Genomic DNA, 14,420 nt, shown 5'->3' with positions numbered 1-14,420 from the left:
GTGCAATGAGCAAGGAGATGAACGAGCTGTTTTCGGACATACACAAGAAGTACGACTTCATGAACCGCATGCTGAGCCTTGGCATGGATGGCATATGGAGGTCCGATGCGGCAAAGGAGGCTGTAGTTGCAAAGAGCCGGTACAGGGTTCTTGACGTTGCGACTGGCACCGGGGAACTTGCAATGGCCATAAGGCGCGAGTCGGAAAGGCAGGGAAAGGAGGCTGAAATTATCGGCGTGGACTTCAACAAGGACATGCTGGGGATCGCAAGGAAAAAGGCAGAAAGGCAAAAAATTCCAATAAGGTTCGAGCTCGGCGACGCGCTTGATCTGAGGTTCAAGGGCGATTCCTTCGACGTGCTTACAAGCGGGTTCGCACTCAGGGATTTTGACAGCCTGGAGGGATTCGTAAAGGAGGCGCACAGGGTGCTGAAGAAGGGCGGCAGGATAATACTCATGGACATGTCCAGGCCCGAGCGCGGCTTCAATAAATACTTCTTCAAGTTCTATTCGAGGGTAATGCTTCTCGAGGGCATGCTCGTGGACAGGAACGCCTATTCGTTCCTTGTTAAGAGCATAAGGGGCTTCGACAGGGAGAACGCGGCAAGCCTCCTTGAAAGGAACGGCTTCAGCGCTGTGAAAATCAGGGAATTGCCCACTGGTGTCGCATTCATAATAACCGCAACAAAGTAGGATCAGCCGACCTGCACTTCCATCATGCCTGCATAAGGCCTGATGAGCCTCTCCATCCTATTGCCCCTGACGCTGGAGAGCGCCTTGCTCACATAGCTGCTGTTCAGTTTTGCCGCCCTCCGCAGCGCCTCCATGTCATCCAGCCCCTCCGTTTTCTGCAATGCGGTAACTATGTTTGCGCCGTGAGGGCCTTTCCTGTCCGCCTTGCCGTCCTCAAGGATGTCGAGTATGTCATCCCTTATCTGGAACGCCATGCCTATGTTCACACCGCAGTCGTAGAGCGCGGCCCTGGCCTTGCTGCCCTTGTATGTTGCAACTATTCCGCATGAGGTCCCTATCAGCGCAGCCGTCTTCAGCCTTGCTATGCTCAGGCAGCGGGACAGGCCGAGAGCGCCGGAGCCGTTGGCGTTGTAATCCATCAGCTCCCCCGCGCACATCTGCAATGCCGTGTCCGATACCTCCATCATCACCCTCTCGCCGTATTTGGCAGAAAGCTGTATTGCCTTTGATATGAGCGCGTTGCCCGCAAGCAGCGCGGTGCTGTTCCCGTACTTTGTGTTTACGGATTTTGCCCCTCTCCTGGTCCTGCTGTTGTCTATTATGTCATCGTGTATCAGCGAGGACACGTGCAGGAGCTCTATCGCAGCCGCAAGGTCAGTGAAATCCTCCCTGCTGCCTATGGACTGCGCGCCCAGGAAGAGAAGCGCGGGCCTCAGCAGCTTGCCCTCCTTCCCAAGCAGGTGGGTTGATGGGTAATACAGATCCCTTGTTATGAAATCCGAATCGCGGAACGATTTTATCCTGCGCATAGTCTTGTAAATGCGCTGCCTTATCCCGACTGGCAGGTGCGAATTGAAATTTTTATGTACCCTCATTTAATCATTGCCTGCAGCCTGCAATCGGTTCGGCAACCGGGCGGCGCAGATTTAACTAATGGGAATAAACCTATATAATTTTAAGGGTAACGCTGCGCGATGCTATTCTATTGTGGATACCGGAGGCCCAATGCTGCCGTTGTACTGCCTGCTTCCTATGGTGACTAGCACAGGGGTGACTCCCCCGCCGCACGGCCCGTCCACCCTGAGCCAGTATGTCCCGCCTGCAGTGCTGTTTGCTGCAATGCCTATTGTGACGTTGATCGTGCTGTTGTCAACCACGCTGAAGTTCACGGGCTCGACGCTTACGTTTATTCCCGGCGCCGAAGAGCCCATGCCGCCGGAGCCGCTGACGTTCACGAGATATGCGTAATGGTCCCTCACTGCCGTTGAATTGCCCTGCTGCAGGACCCGGTAGAGGTGCTCGACTCCGTAAAGGCTGCCCGAGGAGCCGTTCATCATCACGTAATCGGAAACCGCGCCGCCGCTTGAATTTATGTAATGCAGTGTCATGTTCGAATAATTGTATATGCTGCCGTTGAGCTGGTAGTACATCATCGGGCATGCGGCCGAGCTCACAACCGGTGCTCCTGTTCCTGCCGCGCCGCCTGTCGTGGTCGTAAAGGAGCTGTTTGTTTCTATGGCTGTGGTGCCTCTCCCAGGCGCGCTGCCGTTGAGGGAATCGGTGCGGTAAAGGTACACCATCGATATTATTGCAAGCACCGCGACTACCCCTATTACGTACTTCACGTATTCCGAAGTCATCGGGTTGGCGGTCTGAACTGCCCTGTAGTACTTGAGCTTCCTGAAATGCTCGTTCTCTATCCTCTCTATGGCTCCAGCCCTGACCAGCTCGTCCATGTGCTGGCTTATGGTAGCCGTTGAGAGGCCCAGGATCTCGCTTATGCCGCTTATGGTCATCTCCTTCCTCTTCAGGAGGCTGAGTATGCGTCTCTTGGTCTCAAGCGTCTTGCTCATTTAAGCACAGTAGCTTATGTGGCATATACATATAAAGCGCTTTTCCGAAATGTAGGTTTTTCATAGGTTTTTACGGCGATATTTCCCTGCTTAGCCTCTTGAGCGCCTTGTATTTCTCCCCGTTCTCGATCTTCGAGTTCTCTATTATCTCCTGCAGGCTCCTGCACACGCCGTCGTATGTGCCCCTGTTTATCCTGAACGGTATGCCGTCCTTCCCCCCAAGGTTATAGGCGTACATGACAGGGTCCCTGTACGCTATCTCCCTGCCGTATATGAGCGACGAGACGAATGCAAGCGATCTCAGGGTCGCCCTACCTACGCCCCTGACCAGCATTATCTCCTTGTAGTCCTTCGGGTCTATGTCATTCGCCCTTGCTATCGCGTCCCTTGCCCTCTTGCTCATGTCTATCTTGGCGATTATGCCATGCCTTTGGGGGTAGGACTTCGAAAGCATTCTGTTGTATTCCCCGAGCGCCTCTGTCGATGAGCCCCTGACCCAGTCGTTGCTCTTGCTTGTCAGGTCCATGCTGCTCCTGTGCCGCACCGAAGAAACTGAGGAATGCGGCTCGTTTGCTACGTCCTTATCGTCCACGAACTCGCTGAGCCACTGGAACCTCACGGCCATGTTGCTCTTCTTGGACATTCCCTGCTGCACAACCGCCCATTTGCCGCTCCTGCAGAACGCCATCGTATGGTGGTATATCCCTATGTCGTCGTAAACGAGCGAGGAGTCAACCTTCGCAGCTATCCTGCTCTTCTCCTGCAGCTCCACTGCCATCCCGGGCATTGACAGACAGTCGGCTCCCTGCAATATATCATCAGGCGTTTTCAGCCCCGCCCTGCCCTTTCCTCCTGCTATGTATAGTTCTCCCGAGTCGTTTACCGCCTCCTTCAGTGCGCCCATTGTCACTGTTGTAGTGCCGCTGCTGTGCCAGTCGTAGCCTATGGCGCAGGAAAGGGCCTGGAACCAGTTAGGGTCGGCTATGCGCCTCACCATCTCTTCCGCGCCGAAGTCGTCCATTATCACGCATGAGATTGCCCTTGACAGCTTCACCATCCTTCCGAACAGCCATTTGGGGGCCCTGCCGCCGTGCAGCGGCAGCTCCGTGATCGATCGCATGCTATAATTACGCATCATGCTATTAAAAATTTAGCATGCTCATTCCTTGAAATCCCTTACCATCCTGCTCCTCATCTTCCTTTCAAGCTTGTCGGCGAAGCTCTCCTCGTTGCCGTTCAGCCTTACTGCGCTTATCCTCTTTTCGGAGAGCCTTACCACGAACCTGTCCCCCTTGCGCAGCATGGATATCCTCTGGTTGTCGAATCCGAGAATGCCCTCGTATTTCACGATCTCTATCTCTATCTCCTTGCTCGAGTCAAAGACAAGCGGGTTGTTGTACGGGCCATCCGCATTTAGGAATGTGAGGCACAGCACGTTTGGCGTTAGTATTATCGGGCCCCCCGCGGATCTGTTGTATGCTGTTGATCCCATCTTGCTCGTGATCACCAGCCCGTCGCCGCTCATCACGAACGGGTATATCCTTATCCTCTTTTTGCCCATCCTTTCGAAGACCTTGAAGCTTACCTCCTCCATTATGTTGTTCAGCCTTGCCTCGTTTATCACGTAATAGTGTTTTCCGTTGTATATTATCTCTATCTTGTTTGAAAGGTGCTCTATGTGGTACTCCCCTGCCTTGAGCTTCCTCACTATCCTGTCCAGGTCCTTCAGGCCGAGGTCTGAATGGTAGCCTATGCTCCCGTTGCTATCCTCCCTTATCAAAAGCACCGGCTTGTCAGTCATCTGCGCCGCCTTTATGAAGGTGCCATCTCCCCCTACCGCAACGTATATGTCGCCGGACTTGACCACATCGAAGCTGTCATACAGCTTGCGCAGCCTGGCCTTGCCGTCCTTTTTGACTATTGTTATCCTCATTCCATACCATCAGGAGAATATCGTGGATGTAGAAGTCGAAGACCCAGCTATAATCGTCGTTGTAAAGCCGCTTGTTGTGGCCGTAGATACGGAGTATACGGACGAGGAAGAATAGTACGTGGACGACTGCGAGGTTGTTGCGGTGGATGAGCTGCTCTGCCCTATGGTGCTGGCTGTCGTAACAGTTGTGTTGAGCGTGGTGGTGCTGTAGCTGATTGTTGTCGGACGCTGTGACTTCCTTCCCGCAGCGCCTATGGCAAACACCGCCACTGCGAGCATTATCGCTATGAACAGCACGACCAAAATCACGTAGGAGGCCTTCACGATCTCACGTTATCACTACATTGCTCTACTCTTTTCTTTTCTATTACGAATGACTTATTGTTTTGAGGATATGTCAACGAAGATACAAACTTTTTGAAACGTGGAAATCCGACTTTTACTTTCTTCCCTTTCTTCCTTGCCCGGAGCCGTGAGAAAAAGTTCTGGTATGCCTTTGCAACCCTGTTTGAAACATTCTGCAATACTTGTGAATATATTTCCTGAAATTCTGGGTTCTTCTTTTTGAGTTGAGTTATCCATTTGTTCATGTCGTATTGCGTAAAGATCTTTCCAGTATCCTTGAAATGCTGTTTTGATTTTTCGATGGGCACATTGTAGAGTTGCTTTGCGAGGAACATCTGCATGTTGATTACATGCTGTTGCTCCTTTGAAGGATACGCCCTAAACTTGTATGCCTTTTCCATCGTGACCATAGTCATTACATCGTTAACATTTATTTATGTTGCGGTTAGCTTATATCCCACCCATAAATGGCGTGGGTTTTACGCCCATGAGGATAAATCTTTCAATGCTGCAAATCACGGCCCTGGCTTCATGAGGTACGGCAATGTCACGGGGCCTGGACTGCGTACCAAACACCCGAATAGCCCTCGCCGTTGAGCTCCCCGGGCGCGGTGTCCCCTGTGAAATGGTACAGCGGCCATCCGTCATATGCGAGCTGCTTCGTGCCGTCGCTCCTTGTTATCGTGCTGAAATTGGACGCGCCAAGCCCTGGCTGCAAAGTCAGCGGGCTTGTATAGAACGGGTGCCATGCGGATGTGCATCCTCCGGTGCAGGCGCTGGTCCCGCTGCCCTGTGTGTCCCTCTTGTAGTAATAAAGCGTAAATCCGCTACCGTTCGCAAGATAATTTCCTGCAGACGCGCTGCTCATTATCCTCACGGAATACTGACTTCCGTTCTGGCCTGAATTGCCCGAGGACTGAACAGTAGAAGTATAGGTATTGTTGCTTTTCCCGTAGCCGGTTGCCACGTAATACGCACCAACGGCAGCCAGCAACACAATCACCACTATCAAGACAGCTATTCCCGCATTCATAAGATACACCAACTCTAATCGCAACAGATTTCTACTTCCCCCCTTTCATGAGGCTGTAGTCCAGATATATCCATGCCAGGTCCGCAACCAGTATGATTGCGCCCTCTATCACCCATATGGTGACGTAGCTGCTCTGGTATATCCATATTATGTCAACCACGGCAATTATCACCCCCATCAGGATTGCCAGGTATGATTTTGCCCTATTGCCCAAGTAATTACCAATAGAGATGCTCAACAAGGTTATTAATTCCTATCGCATCTTTTAGGCAGGCATAAAAATATATTAATTGACTATTATATAGTGTAGGTGTTTGTTTTGCTCAAGCGCGTATTCAACGGCAGCGTGAATTACCTTCAGGTTATGGACGAGCTGGGGCAGGTGGACAACACTCTTTTTCCGGACATAAAGGATCCTGCTATAGTTGAAATGTACAAGAACATGTCTTTCGCCAGGGCGCTGGACGCAAAGACGCTGAGCCTGCAGAGGCAGGGAAGGGCCGTGACGTACGCCCCGCTGCTCGGCGAGGAGGCCACCCAGATAGGCAGCGCGATGGCAATGCGCGCAAACGATTATTTCGTGCCGAACTTCAGGCAGCATGGCGTATTCATAGCAAGGGGCATGCCCCTTGAGCTGCTATTCCTTTACTGGAAGGGCTACGAGGAGGGCAGCGCGATACCTGCTGAAGTAAAAGGCCTGCCGTACATAGTACCTGTTGCCTCACAGATGCCGCATGCGGCAGGGCTGGCATACGCGCAGAAGTACAACGGAAGCGATTCCGCGGTGATAACCTACGTGGGCGACGGCGGGACATCGGAAGGGGACTTCTACGAGACGCTCAACTTCGCCGGAGTCTCGAAGATACCTTTGGTAACAATAATAGAGAACAACCAGTGGGCGATATCCGTGCCCAGGTCCGAGCAGAGCGCTGCGCAGACGCTCGCGCAGAAGGGGTTCGCAGCCGGGATCGATTCTGTGCAGGTCGACGGGAATGACGCGATCGGGGTGTACAAGGCCGTATCGGACGCGCTTGCGCGATCCAAGGAAGGGCCATCGCTCATAGAATGCGTTACCTACAGGATGAGCATGCACACAACGGCAGATGACCCAACCAAGTACAGGAGCGAGGAGGAGGTCGCGCAGTGGAAGATGAAGGACCCGATAAACAGGCTCAAGCTTTACCTTGCGAGGAAGGGGCTCTGGAGCGAGGATCTTGAGAAGGGAATGATCGAGGAGCACAAGAAGGCGATAGACGCAGCCGTGGAGAAGGCAGAGGGGTTCAAGCCGGATCCGAAGAGCATATTCGAGCACGTCTACAGCTACATGCCTGATACACTCAAGGAGGAGCTTGAGGAAGCGGAAAGCTCGGGATTCTACATGAGCGAATAGGTGGATGATTAAATGCTTACTAATATGGTTGGCGCGCTGAACGATGCCCTCGGCACCATACTGAAGGAAAACGACAGGTCCATAATCCTCGGAGAGGACGTGGGCAAGGACGGCGGCGTTTTCAGGGTGACTGACGGGCTCCAGGAGAGGTTCGGGCCAAGAAGGGTGGTCGATACGCCGCTTGCGGAATCCGTGATAATAGGTGCGTCAATAGGCATGGCCCTCGGGGGGATGAGGCCCATGCCGGAAATACAGTTTGCAGGCTTCATGTACATGGGTTTCGATCAATTGATAAACCATGCTGCAAGGTACAGGAGCAGGACAAGGTCCAAGCACACTGTGCCAATGGTGGTGAGGACTCCTGTTAGCGGGGGTGTGAGGACCCTTGAGCACCACTCCGACAGCCCGGAAGCTTACTATTCGCACATAGGCGGCCTAATCGTAGTCGAGCCATCCAATCCCTACGATGCAAAGGGCTTGCTGATAAGGGCGTCGCGCCTTGACGATCCTGTCGTGTTCCTCGAACCCACGAAGCTGTACAGGCTGTTCAAGCAGGAGGTTCCGGAGGAGCCCTACGAGGTGCCGATAGGAAAGGCCGGTATTGTGAGCGAGGGCGACAAGCTTACCGTTGTAACATACGGCACCATGGTGCCCATTGTCAAGGATGTGGTTAGCAAGAAAGGCGTATCAGCCGATATAATAGACCTGAGGACGATAAACCCGATTGACGAGAAAACTATAATAGACAGCGCGAAGAAGACCGGCAGGGTGGTCATAGTGCACGAGGCTGAGCTGAGCTTCGGGGTTGGCGCGGAAATCGCAGCCAGAATAGCCGAAAAGGCGATATTCGAGCTCTCGGCTCCGGTAGTCAGGGTAGGGTCCCCGAGCTTCCCGTATCCGTTCCCGGGATACGAGCAGTATTATGTCCCGAATGCGGCAAAGATATCCAAGGCCATAGACAGGGTGCTCCAGGCGTGATGCGATGAAGGAGATAAGATTCATAGATGTGGGCGAGGGCATAACGGAAGGCCACATCCAGAAATGGCTAGTAAATGACGGCGACGAGGTCAGCGAGGATGAGTCCATACTGCAGGTGGAGACTGACAAGGCGGTAGTGAACGTGCCCGCGCCGATAGACGGCACGCTGAGGATAGTGGCAAAGGAGGGCGCCATAGTACACGTTGGGGATCTGATTGCGCAGATAGGCACAAAGGATGAGCTTTCGTCCGCAGCTGCAAGCCAAAAACCCCAGCAGCAGCCAGCCCCCAAAATGCAGCAGGCAGGGCAGGGGCAGCAGGAGCAGCATGCGCACCGCGAAGAGGTGCAGCATCCAAAGGAGGTGCTGGCAACGCCTTATGTGAGGAAAATAGCCAGGGACATGGGCGTGGACCTGTCAACTGTTGCTGGAACCGGACCAAACGGAAGGGTGCTTGAAAACGACGTCAGGAATCACGCCGCGAAAGGCACTTCTGCGCAAAAGACCGTCCTGAAGTTCTCAGAAACCCTGGAGGAGCAGCACAAGGATGAGATAGAGCGAATACCCATGTCGATGACAAGGAAGGCGATAGCAAGGAACATGGAAATCGCATGGACGATACCTATGGCGACGCACATGGACCTGATAAACGCTACGAGGCTTTACGACCTCGTTGCAAGGGAGAAGCCGGTGCTTGCGAAGGACATGAGCATACACCTGACATTCCTTCCGTTCATAATAAAGGCTACGATAGCTGCGATAAAGGAAAACCCGAACTTCAACGCAAGCTACGACCACGAGCGCCTGGAAATAATAAGGAAGAACTACTTCAACATAGGGCTTGCAGCAGAGGCTCCCGACGGGTTGAAGGTTGTCGTGATAAAGGAAGCTGACAGGAAGACGATAGCGCAGATATCAAAGGAGATACAGGATCTTCACGAGAAAGTAACGAAGAGGACGATAACCATCGAGGAGATGCAGGACAGCACGTTCACGATAACGAACATAGGGAGCCTTGGCGGCGGATTCCTCGCTGTTCCCATAATAAACTATCCGAACGTTGCGATACTCGGAATCGCAAAGGTGAGCGACAGGCCGGTGGTTGATGAAGGCATGGTGAAGGTCGGCAAGGTGATGCCATTCTCCCTTGTATTCGACCACAGGGTTGTCGATGGAGCAGAGGCGGTTAGGTTCGGGAACGCGCTCATAAAATACCTCGAGGACCCGGACTTGCTTGAGATGCTTTGACGTGATTGAATGGTTATGGGATCCCTTCCTGAGCAGGTAGATGTCGCGATTGTAGGGGGAGGAGTGGGCGGCTACGTTGCAGCGATAAGGGCTTCTGAGCTTGGAAAGAGCGTCGCCCTTGTCGAGAAGCACAAGCTCGGCGGGCACTGCCTTAACTATGCGTGCATACCATCGAAGACGCTGATAAAGATATCAGACATATTCTACGAGGCGCAGCACTCACAGAAGTTCGGGATAGAGGGCAAGCTCACGCTCGATGCTAAGAAGATGCTTGAGTGGCGCATCTCCGTGTCCAAGAAGCTTGAGGATGGCGTTGCATTCCTCTGCAAGTCAAATCAGATCGACGTGCTCAAGGGCACGGCCACGTTCGTGTCCAACAACACATTGCAACTCACCAACGGCATGTCCCTTGACTTCAGGAACGCGATAATAGCCACGGGATCCGAGCCTACGCAGATGAAGGGATTCGATTTCAGGGACAACGTAATCGATTACAAGCAAGCGCTCCTGCTTGACCATATACCAAAATCAATGGCGATAATAGGCGCTGGGTACGTAGCCGTAGAGATAGGCACCCTTTACGCGAAGATGGGCAGCAAGGTAAGCATAATAGCAAGGAGCGACGTGCTCTCCAGGTTCGACAGGGACGCGGTCGGCCTGGTCAAGAAGCGAATGCAGGACCTGGGAGTTTCCATATACACCGGCGTAACTCCGGTATCACATGACAGCACCTCTGTTACCCTGAGCGACAAAAGCAGGATAGATGCAAGCGTGATAGTCGTGGCCATAGGGCTCAGGCCGTACACTTCCGAGCTGGGCCTTGAAAACACGAAGGTGCAGCTTGACGGAAAGGGCTTCATAAAGGTTGACAGCGCAATGAGGACAGTGGAGCCGAGCATACTGGCAGTAGGCGACGTGATTGGCGAGCCTATGCTTGCACACAAGGCGATGCGCCAGGGGGTAGTGGCAGCTGAAGTCGCATCCGGAAATAATTCATCGTATGACAACGTCGTAGTGCCTGCCGTGATATTCTCGGATCCTGAGATAGCAATTGCAGGAACTATAGAGGAAGGCAACGGCATCAAGGTAACGAAATTCCCGCTTACCGCTCTTGGCAGGAGCATCGCCCTTGACACCACGAACGGCTTTGCAAAGATAGCGTACGACGATGCCAATACCATAAAGGGGATCGAGATAGTCTCCAGCGAGGCGAGCTCCATGATAGCCGAGGCGGCATTAGCCATAGAAATGGGCGCCAACCTCGAGGACATAGCAGATACGATACACCCGCATCCAACATACAGCGAGGCAATCCAGGAAGCCGCTGAAGCGGCGTTGGGAAGACCGATACACTTCTTTTACGGGAAGAAGCAGAGGTAAAATGGGTATTAAGCATCACAAAACGCAGCGAAATGCGGCAAAAACGCAAAAATACCTAAACAGATAGCAAATTGGTATTTTACTGTATATAATGCCATTTACATAAAATAATTTAAACATTAGCAGCGTATTGTAGCTGATGACCTTCTTTAAGAGGAATATTAAACAGCTATTATGGCTTTCATTTGCAGTTTTGCTCATTATGCTGATGCAAAAGGCGTACTCTGTAATAACACCAAGCAATGTAGTCACATATAACACAATAATACTTACCAACAACCAGAATGCAGCTGTAGCTCCAAACACACCCATAATGTTCACGATCAACGCGCTGGAATTCCAGCTGTATGAAACCAATTCCCTCAACAACACGGAATTGTTCTACGCAAACGGAACTATAATACCATCATGGATAGAAGGCAATACCGCAAACATTTTGACGCCAGGGAACCAGCTCTATGAATCCAACAGCGTTGCATTTTGGTTTAGGTCTCCTGCTACCAATACCTTCCTTTCAGCAAATACCGGAATGACAAATGAGAATGTAATATATCTCGGCTTTGCAGGGAATGTGCCAACGCCATCTAACAACCTAATGAACAACTACCTTACAGGTGAAGCGCCGCAGCTGACATCTAGTTATGCCCAGTACGACAACGGCGCAAACGTGTTCACATTCTACGATAATTTCGCAGGAAATACGCTAGATTCTAGCTGGAATGCAGCAAGCGGGACCAGCGGTACTGACTATGCGGTGAACAATGGTTTCTATCTTCTAAATACGAATACAAGGATACTGAGTACATCTAATTTCATCCAGCCAGCAGTCCTCGAGGGGTTCGTCTATTTCATTACCGGGCCAGGCAACTGCCAGAGTTTCGGGGTATTTGCAAGCACAAGCAACGCGTTTGACATGTGTACTGTAGGGAATCCATGGGGCAGCACATGGTACTACAACGAGCCGACAAGCGGTTACACAGAAATTTCAGGTTCCGGACATTCATTGCACGCTTATTTCATATGGCAGATAAAGGACAATCAATATTCCGTAACGGATAACTACGATAATCCTGATTACTCCACCCTTTACACCGTGACATATACGAATCATCTCGCTAGTGCACCAATAAGATTCGGGGACAGATTCGATAATGGGTTTACTGGAGAAACCATGAATGAGATATACTATTGGATTAGGACACGTACATATCCGCCAAACGGCATCATGCCTACTATTGCTTTCGGGTCAAATACAATTTCAACTCCGACAATAAGCGTTAATGCAAACGAGGGCGCAGTCTTTGGAGGGCAAGCGTTCACCGCAACAACATCTTTTTCGGGAGGAACCCCTCCATACACGTACAACTGGATTGTAACGAATTCAGTCACGGGTGCAATAATAGCAAACCAGCTTTACACAAACGTAATAACAATGTCTGATTCATTCGCATTTACCCCGAACACACAGACAATTGGCAACACGATACAGGTCAATGTCATAGTGACCGATGCCAATCTGGTAACTGCAAATTCCGTGAAAAGCGCAACAGTAACAATATACTCTACTCCACAAAACATCGTGTCTTACATACCGATAACAATAAACAACGCTCAAAATGGCAATGTCCCATCGCCATTCCAGCAGATGATAGTGTTCAATAGCTCGAATTACACATCGGTAGAATCAAAGAACCTGCAGAACATCGAATTCTTCAACCAGTCAGGCAGCATAATACCCTCATGGCTGGAAAGCAACAACACCAACACATCCACAGGAACAATCTACTGGCTTAAGCTTACCAATTCCATACTAGGACGAAGCAGCGATATGAATAGCATACTACCAAATGGGAATGCAACAGTGTATATGGGGTTTGCCTCGCTTACAACGAACCTCTTCAGCAACACGATGACTGGAGAGGCACCACAACTCTCATCGACATACGCGCAATATGACACAGGTGCAAATGTATTTACCACATTCTACGACGATTTTGCTGGTAATACTGTAAGCAGTTCAACATACAACATAATAGCATCTTCACACATTTCTCAAAACAATGGCTTTATACTGTCTACAAACGGCGGATACGTCGAGACAGGTATAATAACAAACAATGGATTTATACCGCCGTTTATCACGGATTCCTACGTAACTGGTACATCTGGGGTTGCGGGTATGGAAATACAGAGCGGCAACACAATCTCAAATGGTGGGTATCAATTTTCCGGTCATGGTTGTAGTGTAGATATAGGTTCTATGTCATCCCTTAACTGCAACAATGCACCTCATCTTATAATTGGTTACGGTGTAATGGGTGGCACTTGGAATTCATCTTCTTCTCAAACATGGTATTATAATTATACTGCGCACCATGGTACAAACACAAACTATGCACTACCATCGAAAGAATATGTTGCATTAGGTACATTCGGTAGCAATCCAGGAATATTATCAGTTCAGTGGCTAAGGATCAGGGCATTCCCTCCAAATGCCATAATGCCATCAGTTACATTCGGTACAACGAACACGCCAGTAATGCCAACAATAACTCCGACGGGCCATCAGGTAATATACGGCAACGCAAACACCATACTTTCATTTACCTCATCAATGAGGGCATTATCCCCTCCATACACCTACAACTGGATCGCGGTTAACACAATAACAGGCACAACAATCGCAAACGCACTGTACACCGGAGTATCTTCAACAACCAACACGTTCACGTTCAAGACAAACGCCCAGATGGACGGCAACACGATACAGGTCAATCTAACCGTCACCGACAGCAAATCCGTAAAAGTAAACTCAATAAAAACAGAGACAATAATGATCAGCAACGTGATTACGCCTTCGGGAATCGTGACATACATTCCAATAACGATAAACAACGCACAGGGATCAGCAACACAGTCGCCATTCCAGGAAATGATAACAGTAAACAGCATGAATTATACTTCTATAGAATCAGGAAACTTAGACAACGTCGAATTCTTCAACATGACAGGCGCCGTAATCCCATCGTGGCTCGAAAGCAACAACACCAACACATCAACAGGAACGATCTACTGGGTAAAGTTGACAAACTCGATACTCGGAATAGGAAGTGACCAGACAGGAATACAAGCGCATACAAACGTAACAATTTTTATGGGTTTCGCGCAGATTGGAACAAACCTCTTCAGCAACACGATGACTGGAGAGGCACCACAACTCTCATCGACATACGCCCAATACGACAACGGTGCGAACGTCTTCACGACGTTTTACGACAACTTCGAAGGGACATCAATCAGCGCAGCATACAACCAGATAACACCGGCATCGCTGTCCCAGAACAACGGAATAACATACTCCTCAGGAGGTTATGGCGGCATAATAACCAACAACGGATTCACACCTCCATTCATATCTGACGTAAAAATTACATCGCTTAATACTGTCTATGTGGGTATGGAAATACAAACAGGAAACACAGCCGCAAGCAGCGGTTATCTTTTTGACAACTGGGGCAACTGTGGCCAAAGTGTCTCATACGGCAGCATGGAAGGGCAAACGCAGGCCTG

14 protein-coding genes are annotated in these 14,420 nt (G+C 50.7%); 6 read left to right on the top strand and 8 right to left on the bottom strand.

All coding sequences use genetic code 11. The features are described from left to right. The first annotated feature begins 5 nt into the window (after positions 1–5). Positions 6–692, top strand: coding sequence for a ubiquinone/menaquinone biosynthesis methyltransferase (locus KGI06_01150; GenBank protein MDE1870829.1), 687 nt, complete (start codon positions 6–8; stop codon positions 690–692). A gap of 2 nt (positions 693–694) precedes the next feature. On the opposite strand, the gene KGI06_01145 is transcribed toward KGI06_01150, so the two are convergent. The 8 genes from KGI06_01145 to KGI06_01110 form a co-directional block, all read right to left on the bottom strand. Further along, positions 695–1,567, bottom strand: coding sequence for a polyprenyl synthetase family protein (locus tag KGI06_01145; protein MDE1870828.1), 873 nt, complete (start codon positions 1,565–1,567; stop codon positions 695–697). Between the two features lie 102 nt (positions 1,568–1,669). Then, positions 1,670–2,545, bottom strand: coding sequence for a winged helix-turn-helix transcriptional regulator (locus tag KGI06_01140; protein ID MDE1870827.1), 876 nt, complete (start codon positions 2,543–2,545; stop codon positions 1,670–1,672). Positions 2,546–2,615: 70 nt separating this feature from the next. Further along, positions 2,616–3,665: a DUF763 domain-containing protein gene (locus tag KGI06_01135; protein MDE1870826.1), complete on the bottom strand. Its 1,050-nt coding sequence runs from the start codon at positions 3,663–3,665 to the stop codon at positions 2,616–2,618. Between the two features lie 39 nt (positions 3,666–3,704). Continuing rightward, positions 3,705–4,478: an NAD(+)/NADH kinase gene (locus tag KGI06_01130; protein MDE1870825.1), complete on the bottom strand. Its 774-nt coding sequence runs from the start codon at positions 4,476–4,478 to the stop codon at positions 3,705–3,707. A gap of 9 nt (positions 4,479–4,487) precedes the next feature. Continuing rightward, the gene (locus KGI06_01125; protein MDE1870824.1) at positions 4,488–4,802 is read right to left on the bottom strand and encodes a hypothetical protein; all 315 of its coding nucleotides are present in this window, start codon (positions 4,800–4,802) and stop codon (positions 4,488–4,490) included. Continuing rightward, entirely contained in the window at positions 4,799–5,224 is a 426-nt protein-coding gene (locus KGI06_01120; GenBank protein MDE1870823.1) for a transposase, read from the bottom strand. Before KGI06_01120 ends, KGI06_01125 begins: the two co-directional genes overlap by 4 nt. A 146-nt stretch (positions 5,225–5,370) precedes the next feature. Beyond that, positions 5,371–5,856, bottom strand: a complete 486-nt coding sequence (locus tag KGI06_01115; GenBank protein ID MDE1870822.1) for a hypothetical protein — start codon at positions 5,854–5,856, stop codon at positions 5,371–5,373. 31 nt (positions 5,857–5,887) lie between these two features. Continuing rightward, entirely contained in the window at positions 5,888–6,070 is a 183-nt protein-coding gene (locus KGI06_01110) for a hypothetical protein (GenBank protein MDE1870821.1), read from the bottom strand. A 150-nt stretch (positions 6,071–6,220) separates the two neighbouring features. Between KGI06_01110 and pdhA the strand changes: the two genes are divergently transcribed. The 5 genes from pdhA to KGI06_01085 form a co-directional block, all read left to right on the top strand. Further along, positions 6,221–7,246, top strand: coding sequence for a pyruvate dehydrogenase (acetyl-transferring) E1 component subunit alpha (gene pdhA, locus KGI06_01105; protein MDE1870820.1), 1,026 nt, complete (start codon positions 6,221–6,223; stop codon positions 7,244–7,246). Between the two features lie 24 nt (positions 7,247–7,270). Continuing rightward, positions 7,271–8,224 (top strand): alpha-ketoacid dehydrogenase subunit beta, encoded by a 954-nt coding sequence (locus tag KGI06_01100; protein MDE1870819.1) that lies wholly within the window; start codon positions 7,271–7,273, stop codon positions 8,222–8,224. Between the two features lie 4 nt (positions 8,225–8,228). Next, positions 8,229–9,470: a 2-oxo acid dehydrogenase subunit E2 gene (locus tag KGI06_01095; protein ID MDE1870818.1), complete on the top strand. Its 1,242-nt coding sequence runs from the start codon at positions 8,229–8,231 to the stop codon at positions 9,468–9,470. A 9-nt stretch (positions 9,471–9,479) separates the two neighbouring features. Continuing rightward, the gene (lpdA, locus tag KGI06_01090; GenBank protein ID MDE1870817.1) at positions 9,480–10,850 is read left to right on the top strand and encodes a dihydrolipoyl dehydrogenase; all 1,371 of its coding nucleotides are present in this window, start codon (positions 9,480–9,482) and stop codon (positions 10,848–10,850) included. 202 nt (positions 10,851–11,052) lie between these two features. Beyond that, positions 11,053–14,420, top strand: a 3,368-nt coding sequence (locus tag KGI06_01085; protein MDE1870816.1) for a hypothetical protein, incomplete at its 3' end; no start/stop codon positions are given.

The sequence above is a fragment of the Candidatus Micrarchaeota archaeon genome, assembly GCA_028866575.1.
GTDB lineage: Archaea > Micrarchaeota > Micrarchaeia > Micrarchaeales > Micrarchaeaceae > UBA12276.
Note: the sequence above shows the minus strand (reverse complement) of the source record. Positions and strands in the feature narration are given on the sequence as shown.

Excerpts from the sequence above, each read along its gene's own strand:
- KGI06_01150 (MDE1870829.1), top strand. The coding sequence starts at position 6 with ATGAGCAAGGAGATGAACGAGCTGTTTTCGGACATACACAAGAAGTAC.
- KGI06_01145 (MDE1870828.1), bottom strand. The coding sequence starts at position 1,567 with ATGAGGGTACATAAAAATTTCAATTCGCACCTGCCAGTCGGGATAAGG.
- KGI06_01140 (MDE1870827.1), bottom strand. The coding sequence starts at position 2,545 with ATGAGCAAGACGCTTGAGACCAAGAGACGCATACTCAGCCTCCTGAAG.
- KGI06_01135 (MDE1870826.1), bottom strand. The coding sequence starts at position 3,665 with ATGCGATCGATCACGGAGCTGCCGCTGCACGGCGGCAGGGCCCCCAAA.
- KGI06_01130 (MDE1870825.1), bottom strand. The coding sequence starts at position 4,478 with ATGAGGATAACAATAGTCAAAAAGGACGGCAAGGCCAGGCTGCGCAAG.
- KGI06_01120 (MDE1870823.1), bottom strand. The coding sequence starts at position 5,224 with ATGGAAAAGGCATACAAGTTTAGGGCGTATCCTTCAAAGGAGCAACAG.
- KGI06_01115 (MDE1870822.1), bottom strand. The coding sequence starts at position 5,856 with ATGAATGCGGGAATAGCTGTCTTGATAGTGGTGATTGTGTTGCTGGCT.
- pdhA (MDE1870820.1), top strand. The coding sequence starts at position 6,221 with ATGGACGAGCTGGGGCAGGTGGACAACACTCTTTTTCCGGACATAAAG.
- KGI06_01100 (MDE1870819.1), top strand. The coding sequence starts at position 7,271 with ATGGTTGGCGCGCTGAACGATGCCCTCGGCACCATACTGAAGGAAAAC.
- KGI06_01095 (MDE1870818.1), top strand. The coding sequence starts at position 8,229 with ATGAAGGAGATAAGATTCATAGATGTGGGCGAGGGCATAACGGAAGGC.
- lpdA (MDE1870817.1), top strand. The coding sequence starts at position 9,480 with ATGGTTATGGGATCCCTTCCTGAGCAGGTAGATGTCGCGATTGTAGGG.